Source organism: Flavobacterium sp. H4147 (assembly GCF_029360735.1).
Taxonomy (GTDB): Bacteria; Bacteroidota; Bacteroidia; order Flavobacteriales; family Flavobacteriaceae; genus Flavobacterium; species Flavobacterium endoglycinae.
Genome location: NZ_JARKNB010000001.1, coordinates 425,913 through 441,625 on the forward strand (window position 1 = coordinate 425,913; position 15,713 = coordinate 441,625).

Annotated in this window: 14 protein-coding genes; 6 read left to right on the forward strand and 8 right to left on the reverse strand. The window is 32.9% G+C overall.

The window, feature by feature from the left end; genetic code table 11:
• Positions 1-143 precede the first annotated feature (143 nt).
• The gene (locus P2W75_RS01865) at positions 144-3,425 is read left to right on the forward strand and encodes a DUF2723 domain-containing protein (RefSeq protein WP_276378683.1); all 3,282 of its coding nucleotides are present in this window, start codon (positions 144-146) and stop codon (positions 3,423-3,425) included.
• A gap of 91 nt (positions 3,426-3,516) precedes the next feature.
• Entirely contained in the window at positions 3,517-4,155 is a 639-nt protein-coding gene (locus P2W75_RS01870) for a polysaccharide deacetylase family protein (protein WP_207297795.1), read from the forward strand.
• An 18-nt stretch (positions 4,156-4,173) separates the two neighbouring features.
• Here P2W75_RS01870 and P2W75_RS01875 read toward each other — a convergent pair whose 3' ends face one another.
• The 7 genes from P2W75_RS01875 to P2W75_RS01905 form a co-directional block, all read right to left on the reverse strand.
• Positions 4,174-4,476: a co-chaperone YbbN gene (locus P2W75_RS01875; RefSeq protein WP_207297796.1), complete on the reverse strand. Its 303-nt coding sequence runs from the start codon at positions 4,474-4,476 to the stop codon at positions 4,174-4,176.
• Positions 4,477-4,549: 73 nt separating this feature from the next.
• Complete coding sequence (locus tag P2W75_RS01880; RefSeq protein ID WP_207297797.1) at positions 4,550-5,785, reverse strand: metallophosphoesterase; 1,236 nt, start codon at positions 5,783-5,785, stop codon at positions 4,550-4,552.
• A 170-nt stretch (positions 5,786-5,955) separates the two neighbouring features.
• Positions 5,956-6,141, reverse strand: coding sequence for a hypothetical protein (locus P2W75_RS01885; protein WP_276378684.1), 186 nt, complete (start codon positions 6,139-6,141; stop codon positions 5,956-5,958).
• Between the two features lie 102 nt (positions 6,142-6,243).
• A complete protein-coding gene (locus tag P2W75_RS01890) occupies positions 6,244-7,581 on the reverse strand; it encodes a HAMP domain-containing sensor histidine kinase (protein ID WP_276378685.1) in 1,338 nt (445 codons plus the stop codon).
• A gap of 10 nt (positions 7,582-7,591) precedes the next feature.
• On the reverse strand, positions 7,592-8,266 hold the full coding sequence (locus P2W75_RS01895) for a response regulator transcription factor (protein WP_207297799.1): 675 nt from the start codon (positions 8,264-8,266) through the stop codon (positions 7,592-7,594).
• A gap of 186 nt (positions 8,267-8,452) precedes the next feature.
• Positions 8,453-8,635 (reverse strand): hypothetical protein, encoded by a 183-nt coding sequence (locus P2W75_RS01900; RefSeq protein WP_207297800.1) that lies wholly within the window; start codon positions 8,633-8,635, stop codon positions 8,453-8,455.
• 46 nt (positions 8,636-8,681) lie between these two features.
• On the reverse strand, positions 8,682-8,879 hold the full coding sequence (locus P2W75_RS01905; RefSeq protein ID WP_276378686.1) for a hypothetical protein: 198 nt from the start codon (positions 8,877-8,879) through the stop codon (positions 8,682-8,684).
• A 300-nt stretch (positions 8,880-9,179) separates the two neighbouring features.
• On the opposite strand from P2W75_RS01905, the gene polA reads away from it, so the two are divergent.
• The 3 genes from polA (at position 9,180) to P2W75_RS01920 (ending at position 13,689) form a co-directional block, all read left to right on the forward strand.
• Positions 9,180-12,029, forward strand: coding sequence for a DNA polymerase I (polA, locus tag P2W75_RS01910; RefSeq protein WP_276378687.1), 2,850 nt, complete (start codon positions 9,180-9,182; stop codon positions 12,027-12,029).
• 134 nt (positions 12,030-12,163) lie between these two features.
• Positions 12,164-13,291: a hypothetical protein gene (locus tag P2W75_RS01915; RefSeq protein ID WP_276378688.1), complete on the forward strand. Its 1,128-nt coding sequence runs from the start codon at positions 12,164-12,166 to the stop codon at positions 13,289-13,291.
• Positions 13,292-13,296: 5 nt separating this feature from the next.
• A complete protein-coding gene (locus P2W75_RS01920; protein WP_223707165.1) occupies positions 13,297-13,689 on the forward strand; it encodes a hypothetical protein in 393 nt (130 codons plus the stop codon).
• 41 nt (positions 13,690-13,730) lie between these two features.
• Here the strand turns inward: P2W75_RS01920 and P2W75_RS01925 are convergent, their stop codons facing one another.
• The gene (locus P2W75_RS01925) at positions 13,731-14,756 is read right to left on the reverse strand and encodes a LacI family DNA-binding transcriptional regulator (RefSeq protein ID WP_276378689.1); all 1,026 of its coding nucleotides are present in this window, start codon (positions 14,754-14,756) and stop codon (positions 13,731-13,733) included.
• Positions 14,757-14,947: 191 nt separating this feature from the next.
• Here P2W75_RS01925 and P2W75_RS01930 point away from each other — a divergent pair, with 191 nt between their 5' ends.
• On the forward strand, positions 14,948-15,694 hold the full coding sequence (locus tag P2W75_RS01930) for a ferritin-like domain-containing protein (protein WP_207297804.1): 747 nt from the start codon (positions 14,948-14,950) through the stop codon (positions 15,692-15,694).
• The last annotated feature ends 19 nt before the right edge of the window (positions 15,695-15,713 follow it).

Genomic DNA, 15,713 nt, shown 5'->3' on the forward strand with positions numbered 1-15,713 from the left:
CCCAAACAACAAAAGATCCTTATAACCAATATATTACTATTCACACGTAGTTTTATAGAATTTTTTGTTAATGCTCGTTTCTTTCCATAAAAAAACATTTTCTTTGTAGGATAGAAAAACATACAAAATTTTAACACCTAAATATGGCACAATTCAATTTCAATAAATGGAATACAATTATTGGTTGGTTTGCATTTGCAATCGCTTTAATTACTTACACACTAACTGTTGAACCTACAATGAGCTTTTGGGATTGTGGTGAATATATTGCCACAGCAGCTAAACTTGAAGTTGGCCACCCACCAGGAGCACCTTTATTCCAAATGATGGGCGCGTTTTTTGCCATGTTTGCAATCGATGCCCAACATGTAGCTGTGATGGTTAACATGATGTCTGTTTTCTCTAGCGCATTTACAATTTTATTTATGTTTTGGTCTTCATCTATGATTTTGAAAAAGATTGTAGCTCGTTTTTCAGAAATCAACCAAAACAATTCTGTTGTTATTTTAGGAAGTTCTTTTGTTGGTGCCTTAGCTTATACTTTTTCTGATAGTTTCTGGTTCAATGCCGTTGAAGCCGAAGTTTATGCAATGGCTTCTTTATTAATTGCTTTGCTTTTCTGGCTTGGATTACGCTGGGAACAAGACATGGACAAACCAAAAGGAAACAAATGGCTTTTAATTATTTCTTTAGTTATTGGACTTTCGTTTGGGGTACACTTTATGGCGTTATTAACTATTCCGTCAATTGGATTTTTATACTATTTCAAACATTACGAAAAAGTTACTATTAAAAACTTTATCATTGCCAATATAGTAGTAATTGGAATCTTATTATTCATCTTTAAATTACTTCTTCCTCTAACCATGGCATCTTTTGGTAAAACCGAAATTTTCATGGTTAACAGTTTAGGTCTTCCTTTTAACTCAGGAACTATATTTGTGGTTTTGGTTTTAATCGCGTTTTTCTATTTCGGACTTAGATTCACCAAACAAAAAGGACTGATTTTTTACAATACCATCATCCTTTGTATCTTATTTATATTAATTGGTTTTTCTACTTGGATTATGCTTCCTGTTCGTGCCAATGCTAATACAGTTATCAACGAAAACAAACCATCTGATGCTGCCGAGGTTTTAGCATATTACAATCGTGAACAATATGGTGTTAATCCATTGTTTTACGGACCACAATACACAGAAGTTTTCGCTGGTCTTGATGCTACTACTCCATACTTAGATAAAAAACCTAACTACGAGAGAGATTACAAAACAGGTAAATACATCATTACTAATAATTATAAAAACGCAGAACAAAATACTGATGACAATCAGAAAACAATTCTGCCAAGAATGTGGAGTACCGAAACTGGACACATTCAAAATTATATCAGCTTTACAAATCCTCCTAAATTCAGAATCAACCCAAATTATGATTATGAAGAAGATTTAGGAAAATACGGAATTGACGCTAGTCAGTTAACCGAAGAAGAGTACAATAAAGCAATTTCACAACTTCGTAATGAGGTTGAAAAAACAGTTTCTGAATTTAGAAATGCTTATGCTCAAAAACAAATTGACAACGAAGGGTATGTTAAGTTCTTAAAAAGTTACGGCGATTATTTAATCGTAGAAAAACCATCGGCTGGAGATAATTTCAGCTTCATGTTTGAATATCAATTTGGGTACATGTACTGGAGATATTTAATGTGGAATTTCGTTGGACGCCAAAGTGATGTTCAAGGAAAATATGACAATCTTGACGGAAACTGGATCAGCGGTATCAAAGCTCTTGATTCTTTGCATTTAGGATCTCAAGACAATTTACCTTCTGATGTTTTAAACAACAAAGGGCGAAATGTTTATTATTTCCTTCCTTTCATTTTAGGTTTAATCGGAATAATGTACCATGCCAATAAAGACCTTAAGAGTTTTTATGTACTATTAGCATTGTTCTTGTTTACCGGAATTGCTTTAAAAATTTATTTGAATGAAAGACCTTTCGAACCTCGCGAAAGAGATTATGCTCTTGTAGGATCGTTTTATGTCTTTGCCATCTGGATTGGGTTTGGCGTGTATTCTCTATACGAAAGCTTTCAAAAATACATTGCACCAAAAATTGCGGGGCCAATTATTATTGCCGGAAGTTTATTGGCCGCTCCTGTTTTAATGGCTTCTCAAAACTGGGATGATCACGACAGATCTGGCAGATATACAGCTGTTGCAATGGCAAAAGCATATTTGAGTTCTTGTGATAAAGATGCGATTTTGTTTACCATTGGAGACAACGACACTTTCCCATTATGGTATGCACAGGAAATTGAGCATTTTAGAACCGACGTTAAAATCGTAAACACGAGTCTTTTTATGACAGACTGGTATATCGATCAAATGAAGGCTAAATCATACGAATCAGATCCTTTACCTATTTCTTTCAAGCATGAACAGTACGTGGGAGATAACTTGGATTATGTAGCTTATATTCAAAAAATTGACACACGCTGGAACATTAAAGATTTCCTTGATTTTATTAAAAATCCAAAATCAACGGTAGGCTTACAAAACGGCCAGACTATTCATTTTTATCCAACGAATAAAATCAGAGTAAACGTTGATAAAGATATGATTATCAAAAATAAAGTAGTAAATCCTAAATACAATGATTCGATTGTTCCTTATATGGACATCAACATTAAAGGAAGTGCTCTTTACAAAAACCGTTTAATGATGCTTGACATTCTGGCTAATAACAATTGGAAACGTCCAATTTACTTCAGCGGAGGTGCTTTTGACGATGAAGATTATTTATGGTTAAAAGATTATCTGCAGTTAGACGGAATGGTTTACAAATTAGTTCCTATTAAAAATACGCCTTCTAAAGATGGAGGGCCTATGGATATGGGGCAAATTGACGCTGATAAAATGTATGATATCGTAATGAAATGGGATTGGGGTAACAGCGAAAGCCCTAAAATTTATCATGACCCGGAAACCAGAAGAAACAGCATTACTTACCGTACTAACTTATCGCGTTTAATGTATGAATTGATTGCTGAAGGCAAAATTGACAAAGCTAAAAACGTGATCAATTTAGCAATGACCAAAATGCCTTTGGATAAATTTGGATACTATTCTTTAGTAGAATCTTTTGGTGATGGATATTACCAAGTTGGCGAAACTGCTAAAGCTCATGATTTACTAGACAAGCTGGTTAACAAATACAAAGAAAACCTAAACTACTACAAAACATTGAGTGGTGCTGACCAGACTGATTTAGCGATCGACATTATAACTGATATTGAGCGTTACAGAAGTTTATTGCATGTAATGCGAAATAACAAAGACAATGCTTATTATGAAAACCATAAAAAAGTATTCAATACTTATGTAAATATTTTTGAGCGTTTTGGACGTGAGAAAGAATAATATACGAAAAATATATTGATTAAAAAAATGCCGTACTACTTGATAAACAGTACGGCATTTTTTAATTTTACGTATCACTAAATCAGTTAAAATGAGCTTTTATTGGGTAAAAACTAATTCATTTATTAAAAAGGTATTTTCTAAATATTGCTGGGATATTCCGAACAATGAAAAGAAAATATACTTGACTTTTGATGATGGCCCAACCCCAGAAATCACCGACTGGGTTTTAACTGAACTGAAAAAATTTGATGCCAAAGCTACTTTCTTCTGCATTGGCAAAAATATCAAAGCCAATTTATCTTTATTTGAAAGATTAATCAAAGAAGGACATTCCATAGGAAATCACACTATGAATCATGTCAATGGCTGGAAAATCCACACCAATGATTATATCGAAAACGTAAAAAACTGCGCCAAAATTCTGGAAGAAGAAATCAATCCAACCCGTTTATTGTTTCGTCCGCCTTACGGAAAAATCAAAAAAGCACAATCTAAGATTTTACGTAAATTAGGGTACAAAATAATTATGTGGGATGTTTTAAGCGCTGATTTCGATCAAAGTATTACTCCCGAAAAATGTCTTGAAAACGTTACTAAAAACGTAAAATCAGGAAGCGTGATTGTATTTCATGACAGTATAAAGGCATCTCCAAATTTAAAATTTGCATTACCTAAAACATTACATTTTTTAAAAGAAAACGGATATAAGTTTGATATTATTCACTAAATAATATCGTTCAGGATTTTATACATTAAATTGTTCCTGAACAATCCCGATAAGAGTATTTGCGTCAAGTTCACCAGATTGTCTCCAGATCATTTGTCCATCTTTATAGATCATTAAAGTAGGAAGGCCTTTTATACGAAGTGCTTCTGCTAGTTCTTGATTTTTATCCACATCAATTTTAATAACCTTCGCTTTATCGCCTAACGCAGCTGCTACATCCTTAATTACCGGATGCATCAATACAGATGATTCGTTCCAGTCTGTGTAGAAGTCAATTAACACTGGAACCTGAGCATTTATAAGTTCTCCAAATTTTGACATAAAACCAAAAAATTTAATTCTTTTTAATCGATTAAAAAGACATAATTAATACAAATGTAGCATTTTTAACGAATTACGCCACATTATTGCCCTTTTTTAGTTCAATGACTGTTATTTCGGGCATAATTCCAACTCTTCCCGGATAGGCATGAAAACCAAATCCGCGATTCACATATACATATCTTCCAGCTTCTTCATATAATCCTGCCCATTGTTTGTAAATGTATTGTGCTAAACTCCATTTAAAATATCCTGGAATTTCGATTCCAAACTGCATACCGTGCGTATGTCCAGATAAAGTTAAATGAAACTTTTTAGGATGTTTTTTTATTTCAGCATCCCAATGGCTTGGGTCGTGACTCATTAAAACTTTAAATTCATCTTCAGCAAGATTTTCTGATGCTTTATTTAAATCTCCTGCTTTCTTAAAATTCACTCCCCAGTTTTCAACGCCTACTAACGCTATTTTATTATCTCCCTTCTGAATATATCTGTTTTCATTCAGCATTAAATCAAAACCTATCTGTCCATACAGCTTTTTAATATCTTCGAAGTTCTTTTCTTTTTCTTTTTCAGAAGGCCAAGTTACATATTCGCCATAATCATGGTTTCCTAAAACAGCAAATTTTCCGTATTTGTATTGCTTTATCCTATTAAAAGTTTCCAGCCACGGATGCATTTCTTTGGCATGCGTATTCACAATATCCCCAGTAAATAAAATCATATCTGCTTCCTGCTGATTAATTAAATCAATGGCATAGTTTATTTTATCAGGATTATCAAAACTACCGCTGTGAACATCTGAAATCTGAGTGATTTTAAATCCATCAAATTCATCTGGAAGATCTGGAAAAAAAATAGTCTGTTTAATGACTTTAAAGTTGTATTTTCCTTCGAAGATCCCGTAAATTAAAGATAAAAACGGGACTGCCGCCAAACCCAATGCCAACTGACTCACGAATTTTCTTCGGTCTGGCATCATTTCTTTTCGAGGAGCTTGGTAAATAAAATAATTTACAATGCTGGCTCCAACTCTAAAAATATCTTCGCCAAACATAACCAGTGTCATGACAATTTTAGGCACATAAACCAAGAGCATTAAACCTGTAGTAAACATAAACTGTTTGGTCTGCCCTACAGAACGGTCAAATTGCGTAAAAGAATAAATGATAAAAATTAAAAGCAATAAGCTTATAACTTGGTAGGAAATCAACACCCATCTTAATTTGATTAGAGTACGGAAAGCCTGATATGAATAGAACTCTATAATTAAAAAAAGAGCACACAGAATTGCAAAGCGAAAGATCATTATTTATAGTTTTAAGCAAAGTAACAAAGAATGACAATTCTATCGCTTTTTATTATCAAAAATTTAACTCAAAAATAAAGCTGATGAATCTCTCCATCAGCTCTACTTCTACCAAATTTTTTAAAACCTTTTATCCCAAAACAAGTTTACTTAAGTAAACTTATATCGTCTTATTTTTGAGCTTTAGCAGCTTCTGGCTTAGCAACCTCTGCTTTTTTAGCTTTTTTATCTGTTTTTTTCTCTTTTTTAGCCGCCTTAGTTTCTTTTGCTGGCGCTTCTTTTGCTGGAGTTGTTTGTGCATTTACCATTGCTGCTGTTCCTAAAACAGCTACTGCTAGCATAACTAATTTTTTCATGGTTATAAGTTTTATGATTATTATTTCATTTATTATACCTCAAAGATAGAATCGCTAAATGAAGACAAAATGAAGATTAATCCTTACCAAAAAAATTAACTTTTAATTATGATTTTCTGTTTCCGTAAACCATAATGTAAAGCTTGTACTTTGCTCCAGTTCTGATTTCACTTTAATATCAATATGATGAAAAACCGCAATACTTTTGGCAATTGCAAGTCCAAGCCCCTGCCCTTCTTGATCAGAACTTATTCTAGTGAATCGGTTAAATATATTTTCTAATTGTGATTCGTTTAAACCAATACCAGAATCAGTGATGGAAATAAAATATCGTTTTTCCTGATAGCCATCTTCTATAATAATTTCACCATTTTGCTTATTATATTTTATCGCATTTGTAACCAGATTGTAAATCAAAATATGAATCAAGGTTTTATTTCCTTTAAAAACAAAATCATGTTTCATATTATTTACAAACTGAATTCCTTTATCCTCAATTCTGTCTTGCAAATCTTCTTGCAAATCTGTTACAAGTTCATGAAAGTTGACTGATTCATTCAATTCATATTGATTGTTTTCAATTCTTGAAATCAATAATAAGTTATTGATGATTTTTTTGAGCATGTCTAATGTTTTCAGGGAGCCGGCGATTTTGTCTACTGCATTATCGTCCAAAGAATCGTTCTGCAGTAAGTTTTCGAGTTTGTTTTTTAACAAAGCAATCGGAGTTAAAAGCTCGTGCGAAACATTAGAAATAAATTGTCTTTCTTTTTTAAACAGCTCCGCAATTCTGTCCATCATTTGATTTAAAACCAAATCAAGTTCTCTAAAATCTCTCGATTTTGCTTTTATTGGTGTATGGTCAAACACTTCAGGTTCATTTACCCGCCTAATTTTCGTATCGATAATTTTGTAAAAAGGTTTCAGCAGATATTCGATATAAACCGTATCGGCCAAAAAGGTAACCAGAAGAATTATCATCAAAACGATAATAATAAACAGTCTTATAATAAACGTAAGATCATTTACTTCCCCTAAACTGCTTCCTATTTCAAGCAGATATTTTTCATTTCCATAACTGAAATAATGATACAGAATTCGGTATTCATTTTCTTCACCTTCAATAATTCGATATTCATTCGTAAAAATTGTACGCTTTTGACTGGGTTTAAATGATTTTTTAGAAAGAACTAGAAATTCACTGTGAAGCGTGGTAAACTGTGAATACATTTCGGTAGAATCATCAGCATTTTCTATAAAATCATCGATTTCATGCTGATTCAGATTTTCAATGAATTTCTTCTTTTTCTCAATCAACCCATTATTAATATGCCTGTAAACGACATTTTCAACCAAAATAGGAAGCATCAGCCACAAAACTAAAATGACCAGTAATCTAGTAAGGGCATTAAAAATGGCTAATTGATGTTTTATTTTCACAGAAATCTATTTATTCATTAATACGATATCCAACATTTCGGACAGTTTCAAACCAGTCGATGGAAGTATGTTTGTCAAGTTTTTTACGAAGATTTCGAACATGAACATCTATAAAATTAGAATCTGAATTCACTTCCAGAATATCCCCCCAAATATGTTCGGTTAACTGTAATCTTGTAATAACTCTGTTTTTGTTCAAAACTAGATATTGAAAAATATCAAACTCTTTTTTCGTTAAGTTGATTGGAGTTTCATCAAAACTGACTTTATAATCCTGAAGCTGCAGCAAAAAACCATGAATACTTAAATTGTTAAGAGTAAAACCATGAATCCTGCGGATTACAGCAAACAATCTTGCAGCAAGTTCCGTCAATGCAAAAGGTTTGGTCAAATAATCATCGGCTCCCAGATGAAGTCCGTTAATACGATCGTCTAACTCTCCTCTTGCTGTAAGCACAATTACGGCCATTTTTGATTTGGTTTTTCGGACTTCTTTCAAAACTTCAAAACCATCACCATCTGGAAGCCCTAAATCCAGAAGCATGGCATCATAATCATTACTTCCAAATTCTTCGAGAGCATCAGCGCAGTTATTGGCAATTTTACAAATGTAACCTGCATTGCACAAAAAGTCATACACTTCTATGGCAAGTTCTCTATTATCTTCAACAATTAAAACATTCATAAACACAGTGTTTAAACGCAACTAAAATTAAGCAATTCTAAAAAAACCAATTGCGCGTTATTAAAAAATTAACGAATAAAAAAAGCTGACAAATTTCTTCATCAGCCTTCTTCAATCGCATTCTCATAATCATTATTCCTGTTTTGTTTTCGTTAGAATGCTCCAAAAACAAAACGAGAACAATTCTTATTTTTTTGTTGCTGATTCTTCTTTTGGAGCTTCAGCTTTTGCTTTTTTATGTCCTTTATGATTATGGTGTTTAGTAGCTTTCACCTCTTTTGCTGGCGCTGTCTGAGCTGGAGTTGTTTGAGCACTTACCATTACACTTGTTCCTAAAACTGCTGCTAATACAATAAATAAATTTTTCATGATTTTAAATTTTTAAATTAATCTTTATTCTAAATTTCTTGTTTGTTTATTTTTTTTCTTTTGTTGTTTCTGCTTTTGGAGCTTCATTTTTTACTGATTTTGCTTTTTTATCAGATTTGTTTTTTGGGTGCTTTGTCGCTTTTACTTCTTTTGCTGGAGCTGCTTTTCCATCTTTTGCAGGAAATGCATGAACCATTGCACCTGTTCCTAAAACCGCCACTAATACCATCAATAAATTTCTCATGATTTCTAAGATTTAAATTAAATACCTTTTATTTTACAGTTCAAAATTACCCTCGTAACATGAAGAAAAAATGAAGAAATCCCTGAATAAAAAATTTTAACTTGATATTAACTATTTCGCCATTTTCAACATATAAGTTATATAAGTTGAAGAAATAGAATGGCGCCTGTTTAGACGCAATGAAATGCGTTTCTTCTAAAATGAACTTATATAACTTATATGGTTCAAAAATTTATTTTTCGGAAAGCAAATCGTTTTTTAAAACCCAATTGTTTATTTTTACAGACTAATATTTTTTATATGTCGACTCAAAAACGCCTTTTTCTTCTAGATGCTTATGCATTAATTTTTCGTGGTTATTATGCCTTTATAAAAAACCCGAGAATCAACTCAAAAGGGATGGATACATCTGCAATTATGGGTTTTATGAACTCGCTTTTGGATGTTATTAAAAGAGAAAAACCAGATCATTTGGCTGTTGCTTTCGACAAAGAAGGAAGTCATGCCAGAACAGAAATGTATTCTGATTACAAAGCCAACCGCGATGAAACTCCCGAGGCCATTAAAATTGCCATTCCTTATATTCAGGAATTATTAAGAGCCATGCATATACCAATTATTGAACTTGCAGGTTGTGAAGCCGATGATTTAATTGGAACTATTGCCAAACAAGCCGAAAAACAGAACTACAAAGTCTATATGGTTACGCCCGATAAAGATTTTGCACAATTGGTTTCTGAAAACATATTTATGTACAAACCAGCCCGTATGGGTAACGGAATCGAAATTTGGGGTATTCCTGAAGTTTTGGCAAAATTTGAAGTTGAAAGACCCGAGCAGGTAATCGATTTTCTGGGAATGATGGGTGATGCTGTTGATAATATCCCAGGATTACCAGGTGTTGGAGAAGTTACTGCGAAAAAATTCCTTAAAGAATTTGGCTCAATGGAAAATCTTTTGGCTAATACAGATAAGCTGAAAGGTAAAATGAAAGAAAATATTGAAGCCAATAAAGACAAAGGTATTTTATCTAAAAAACTGGCGGCAATTATGTGTGATTGTGACGTTACTTTTAACGAAGAAGATTACGAACTTTCGCGTCCAGACATCGAAAAAACCGATGCTATTTTTCAAGAATTAGAGTTTAGAAGAATGGCAGAACAATTTGATAATTTATTTAAAGTTGGAGCCGGAAGCGAATCTTCTAACACTGCTGCATCTGATGCCAAATTATACAAAAAACCACAGCCGAAAAACGAAGACCAATTTGATCTTTTTGGAGGCGGCGGAACAACTCTTGACGAAAGCGCCGAAGCGGCAAGAAATTCATTTTACAGTACTTTAGAAAACACTGAACATTCTTATCAAACCGTTCAAGGTGATTTAGGAATCAAATTGCTTTTGCAGAATTTAGAAAAGCAAACAGCTGTTTGTTTCGATACCGAAACTACAGGAATTGACGCACTTCATGCAGAATTAGTCGGAATGTCTTTTGCTTACGAAAAAGGAAAAGCATTCTACGTTCCGTTTCCAGAAAATCAGGAAGAAGCCCAAGCTTTGGTTAATAAATTTGTTCCGTTTTTTGAAAATGAAAACATTGAAAAAATCGGGCAGAATTTAAAATACGATTTAAAAATCCTTTCTAATTACGGCGTTACTGTAAAAGGAAAACTTTTTGATACGATGATTGCACATTATCTGATTAATCCAGATATGCGTCATAATATGGATATTTTAGCCGAAACGTATTTGAAATATTCGCCAAAATCAATTGAAACTTTAATTGGTAAAAAAGGAAAAAATCAGCTTAATATGCGTGATGTTCCTTTGGAAGATATTAAAGAATACGCTGCTGAAGATGCCGATATTACTTTGCAGTTAAAAGAAATCTTTACAACTGAATTAGATAAAACGGAAACTAAAAAGTTATTTGATGAAATCGAAATTCCGTTAGTAAGCGTTTTAGCCGACATGGAAACCGAAGGAATTCGTCTAGATGTTGAGTTCTTAAAAGCAATGTCTTCTGAAATGGATGTTGAAATCAAATCTTTAGAAGAAAAAATCTATGAAATTGCTGGAGAGAGATTCAATCTTGCTTCTCCGAAACAATTAGGAGATATTTTATTTGATAAACTTAAAATTGGCGGCGCAAAACAAAAGAAAACCAAAACCGGACAATATGCAACTGGCGAGGAAGTTTTGACTTATTTGGCAAACGACAACCCAATTGTAAAAGATATTTTAGACTGGCGTCAGATGGTAAAACTTCAAAGTACTTACATTTTGGCTTTACCAGAACAAGTAGACAAAAAGACTTTACGCGTTCATACTGATTATATGCAGACGGTTGCTGCAACAGGACGTTTGAGTTCTAATAATCCGAACTTACAGAATATTCCAATTCGTACCCAAAGAGGTCGTCAGATTCGTAAAGCTTTTGTGGCGCGCGATGAAGATTATACTTTAATCTCTGCCGATTACTCGCAAATTGAATTACGAATTATTGCGGCTTTAAGCGGTGAAGAAAACATGATTAAAGCGTTCCAAGATGGAGAAGATATTCACAGAGCAACTGCAGCAAAAGTTTTTAATGTGGCCTTAGAAGAAGTTTCCCGCGAACAAAGAAGCAACGCCAAAACGGTAAACTTCGGAATTATCTATGGTGTTTCTGCTTTTGGATTGAGCAACCAGACTTCACTTTCAAGAAGCGAAAGTGCAGCTTTGATTGATGCTTATTACAAAACATATCCTCGTCTTAAATCTTTTATTTCTGAACAAGTTGATTTTGCAAGAGAAAAAGGGTATGTACAAACTATTTTAGGACGCCGTCGTTATTTAAAAGATATTAATTCGGCAAATGCCGTTGTAAGAAGTGCTGCTGAACGAAATGCTGTAAACGCACCAATTCAAGGAAGTGCTGCCGATGTCATTAAAATTGCCATGATTAACATTCATAAAAAACTTCGTGACGAAAACTGGAAATCTAAAATGCTTCTTCAGGTTCATGATGAGCTTGTGTTCGATGTTCACAAAGACGAACTCGAAAAAATCCAGCCTATGATTAAACACGAAATGGAAAATGCCTTTAAAATGTCGGTTCCTTTAGAAGTTGAAATTGGTTTAGGAAAAGATTGGTTAGAAGCGCATTAAAAAAACAAACTATAAAGAATTAAAATCCATTCAAATTGAATGGATTTTTTTTATTTCATACTAATCAATTTCGAAAATAAAACCGTAGGATTTTTATTTATCTTTAAATTCAAATCCAAAACTTAAAATCAACAATGAAAACAACAAAAAATAAGTTTTTAATTATTCTATTTCTGCTGTATTCAACATTTGCATTTTGCCAAGATCAAACGTACTACTTGGAAGGAACTTTAGGGAAAAGTAAAATTTTTATGAAAATTCAAATATTCAAGTATGATGACCGAACAAATGTAAACACTGTTTATTTTTACCAAAACTCATTAAAAGACATTCAATTAGAAGGAAAATTAGACAGCAACAACTTTACTTTGTATTTTAAACCAAATGATGTTGTCACAGAAAAATTTTATCTAAAAAAATCGGCTAACAACAACTTTGACGGTTTTTGGTATGATGCTAAAGAAAAACAATTGCCTGTTCATTTAACACCTATAAACTTTGCTAATTACAAATCTAATCTTAAACTTCAATCTCAAGAAGACAAACTCAATTTTGTAAAATTTAAATTTTTAGAATTCAAGAAAACAAAAACAACTACTTACAATAATAAAGAGTTTGTTTGGTATGCTGAAAAACATTGCGATTCGGAGTTTTTTAGATTGGGAGGTAATTTTTCAGAGAAAAATAAAAATGTAGTGAATCCTGTTTTAGACGAAATTCACATTCAAAAAACGTTAATCCAATTAAACTGTTCTTCGCGTTTTCAATATAGTGAAGGCAAAGGAATAGAAACGACGGCAACCATCAATTTCTTAAATAATAATTTACTTGGCTTTGAAACTATGGATTCATGGGATTGCGGAGGTGCACATCCTGATTTCGGCAGTAGCGGTTTTCTTGTTGATTTAAATAACGGGAAAGAATATGAAATTGATGATATTCTGGCATTTGACAAAAGTGTAACCGGAGACAAAAAGGATAATTTTACTGCATTCTCAAAATACAGAAATGATTTTTTTGCCCCAAAACTATTAGAACTTATCACTTCAATAGAACATTTTAAAAAGCCAGCTACCGATGACGACTGCGATTACACAAATGTCGAATTTTGGAATTTTGTATCTTGGAGTTTTACTGAAAAAGGAATCACATTTACACCTTATTTCCTGAGATACAATCGAGCTTGCGAAGAACCTTTTTTAGTTCCTTTTGAGAAATTGACGAAATACAAAAATCCAAAATTCTTATATAACCTTAAATAAAAAAGATGACTGATAATTTTAAACCTCCCATAAAAACAAGAACAACTCAAGAGTTATTAGATATTGTAGGCTCTCCTAAAAAATGGAATCGCGACGCAGTTTATCTTGCTAAATATGAATTATCCAATAGAAATGTGGATACTTCAGAAATAGATAAAGCTATAAAATTGTCGGAACTTAAAGAGGAAGAAGAAAGATTACAAAAAGCAAACAAAAGCTATCAAATTACAGATTTCCTATTTACACCTAAAAGAACCATACTTGAATTATTATTTACTTGGGAATTAAAAAAGGATGGATATACCTTAAAAGCGAAACAACAAAGGACTTTTAGAATTACTCTTATTTCCGTAATTATATTTGTTTACCTAATCAAATACATTCAAGAAAGCTTATAATAAAAAAAAACCATCAGTTTCAGCTGATGGTTTTTTAGTATTTATACTTTTCTAGTAGATTCTCTTTCTTTTAATTTTGTTTTGATTACGATGGTTTCGTATTCAGAAATCGTTCCTTCTGGCTCTTCTAATCTTTCGATTAATCTTTTTGCTGCGACTTCTCCAATTTCAACTCCATGCTGGCTTACCGTTGTTAAACTTGGCGACAAACGTCTTGAAGCTAAAATACCATCTGCAAATCCAATAATCGAAATATCCTCAGGAACTCTGAATCCTTTTTTCAAACTCACTCTTAAAGCCGCAACTGAATCATTTTCATCTAAAGCAAAAATTCCATCGATTTTATGATCAAAAAGACTGTCAATTTTAGCTTTCATATCGTCCTCAGAATCCGTACGAAGAATAATTTTTTCGTTAACCGGAATATTATTGTCTTTTAAAGCCTTCAAATATCCATCGGCTCTTAATTTTCCAACGCTTAGATTATCTACAGAAGAAATCAGCGCAATATTTTTACATCCTAAATTTATTAAATGCTGTGTTGAATTTAAAGCTGAATCGAAATCATCAACCACTACCTTATCACAGTCTACTTCGTCAGCAATACGATCGAACATTACAATTGGAGTTCCATCATTTATAATTTCCGAAAAATGATTGTAATCCTGAAGTTTTTGTGCTTCCTGAGAAACAGAAAGAATAAAACCATCAATGGTTCCGTTACTCAGCATTTCCAGTGTATGAACTTCTTTTTCCAGAGATTCATTCGAGATACAAGTAATTACATTATAACCTTTTTTATCGGCCACTTTCTCGATTCCGCTAAAAACTTTAGCAAAAAATGAGTTTAAGATATTAGGTATAATTACACCTATCGTTTTGGTTTTACGATTTTTTAAATTCAGACCAATAACATTCGGCTTATAATTTTTGAGTTTGGCATACTCCTTAATCTTCACCTTCGTTTGCTCACTAATTTCCGGACTGTCATTCAATGCTTTAGATACAGTCGAAACCGAAACACCAAGTTCCTTCGCAATTTGTTTTAGAGTTGCTTTAGCTTTCATCCAATTGAATTTTATGTAATTAATACAAATATAGTAGAATTACCTAAAATAAAACAAAAACAACCTACTAGTATTTAAAAATATCTACGTCATTCGAAAAAATAATAAAATACTTATGATTTTTTAAAACCGTCCTTATTAAAATCTCGTTAATACCTGAATACATGTTATTTAACCTAAAAAACTTGATTATGAAAAACGAAGTTAAGATTCATGAAGTTAACCCTTCACTGGATAGCAGAAGGAGCTTTTTGAAGCTCAGTGGACTAACATTAGTTACTGCAGGTTTGGTTCTGGCTGGCTGCAGCGATAATGATAATGATGATGATATGAAGGACAACTCCTTACCCGGAATAAAAAATGGTATTTTCGACCTTGGCTCTGGTGATTTTGGCGTACTTACTTACGCTTATGCTTTAGAGCAATTAGAAGCAGACTTTTATACGAAAGTTGTAAATGCCTCAAATTTTAATGCCACATTTAATGATACTGAACGTCAGGTTTTAACCGACTTATACCATCATGAAGTAATCCATAGAGATTTCTTTAAGGCGGCATTAAGCGGAGCACTTCCAGATCCAAGTTCACAACTGCTTCCTTCTTTAGCCTTTACTTACGGTTCTTTGAATTTCAATAGCCGAACAGAAGTTTTAGCAACTGCAAAAGCCCTCGAAGACACAGGAGTGGCTGCTTATAATGGAGCTGGAAGATTAATTAAAACGCCAGATTATTTAGTACTTGCCGGAAAAATTGTTTCTGTAGAAGCGCGTCACGCTTCTGCCATAAGAAGCTTAATCAATCCTAATTCTAAAGATTTTGCAGGAGATGATATCGTAAGCGCTTCAACAGGATTAGATGTTGCAAAAGATCCTTCTAAAATCCTACCAGTTGCTGCTGGATTTATTACAACAAAATTTACTGCCAATTATCTTCCTTAATATTAACTGCTAAAACTTA

Excerpts from the sequence above, each read along its gene's own strand:
- P2W75_RS01900 (WP_207297800.1), bottom strand. The coding sequence starts at position 8,635 with ATGAAAAATTTATTTATTGTATTAGCAGCAGTTTTAGGAACAAGTGTA.
- P2W75_RS01880 (WP_207297797.1), bottom strand. The coding sequence starts at position 5,785 with ATGATCTTTCGCTTTGCAATTCTGTGTGCTCTTTTTTTAATTATAGAG.
- P2W75_RS01870 (WP_207297795.1), top strand. The coding sequence starts at position 3,517 with ATGAGCTTTTATTGGGTAAAAACTAATTCATTTATTAAAAAGGTATTT.
- polA (WP_276378687.1), top strand. The coding sequence starts at position 9,180 with ATGTCGACTCAAAAACGCCTTTTTCTTCTAGATGCTTATGCATTAATT.
- P2W75_RS01865 (WP_276378683.1), top strand. The coding sequence starts at position 144 with ATGGCACAATTCAATTTCAATAAATGGAATACAATTATTGGTTGGTTT.
- P2W75_RS01930 (WP_207297804.1), top strand. The coding sequence starts at position 14,948 with ATGAAAAACGAAGTTAAGATTCATGAAGTTAACCCTTCACTGGATAGC.
- P2W75_RS01895 (WP_207297799.1), bottom strand. The coding sequence starts at position 8,266 with ATGAATGTTTTAATTGTTGAAGATAATAGAGAACTTGCCATAGAAGTG.
- P2W75_RS01905 (WP_276378686.1), bottom strand. The coding sequence starts at position 8,879 with ATGAGAAATTTATTGATGGTATTAGTGGCGGTTTTAGGAACAGGTGCA.
- P2W75_RS01885 (WP_276378684.1), bottom strand. The coding sequence starts at position 6,141 with ATGAAAAAATTAGTTATGCTAGCAGTAGCTGTTTTAGGAACAGCAGCA.
- P2W75_RS01875 (WP_207297796.1), bottom strand. The coding sequence starts at position 4,476 with ATGTCAAAATTTGGAGAACTTATAAATGCTCAGGTTCCAGTGTTAATT.
- P2W75_RS01915 (WP_276378688.1), top strand. The coding sequence starts at position 12,164 with ATGAAAACAACAAAAAATAAGTTTTTAATTATTCTATTTCTGCTGTAT.
- P2W75_RS01925 (WP_276378689.1), bottom strand. The coding sequence starts at position 14,756 with ATGAAAGCTAAAGCAACTCTAAAACAAATTGCGAAGGAACTTGGTGTT.
- P2W75_RS01920 (WP_223707165.1), top strand. The coding sequence starts at position 13,297 with ATGACTGATAATTTTAAACCTCCCATAAAAACAAGAACAACTCAAGAG.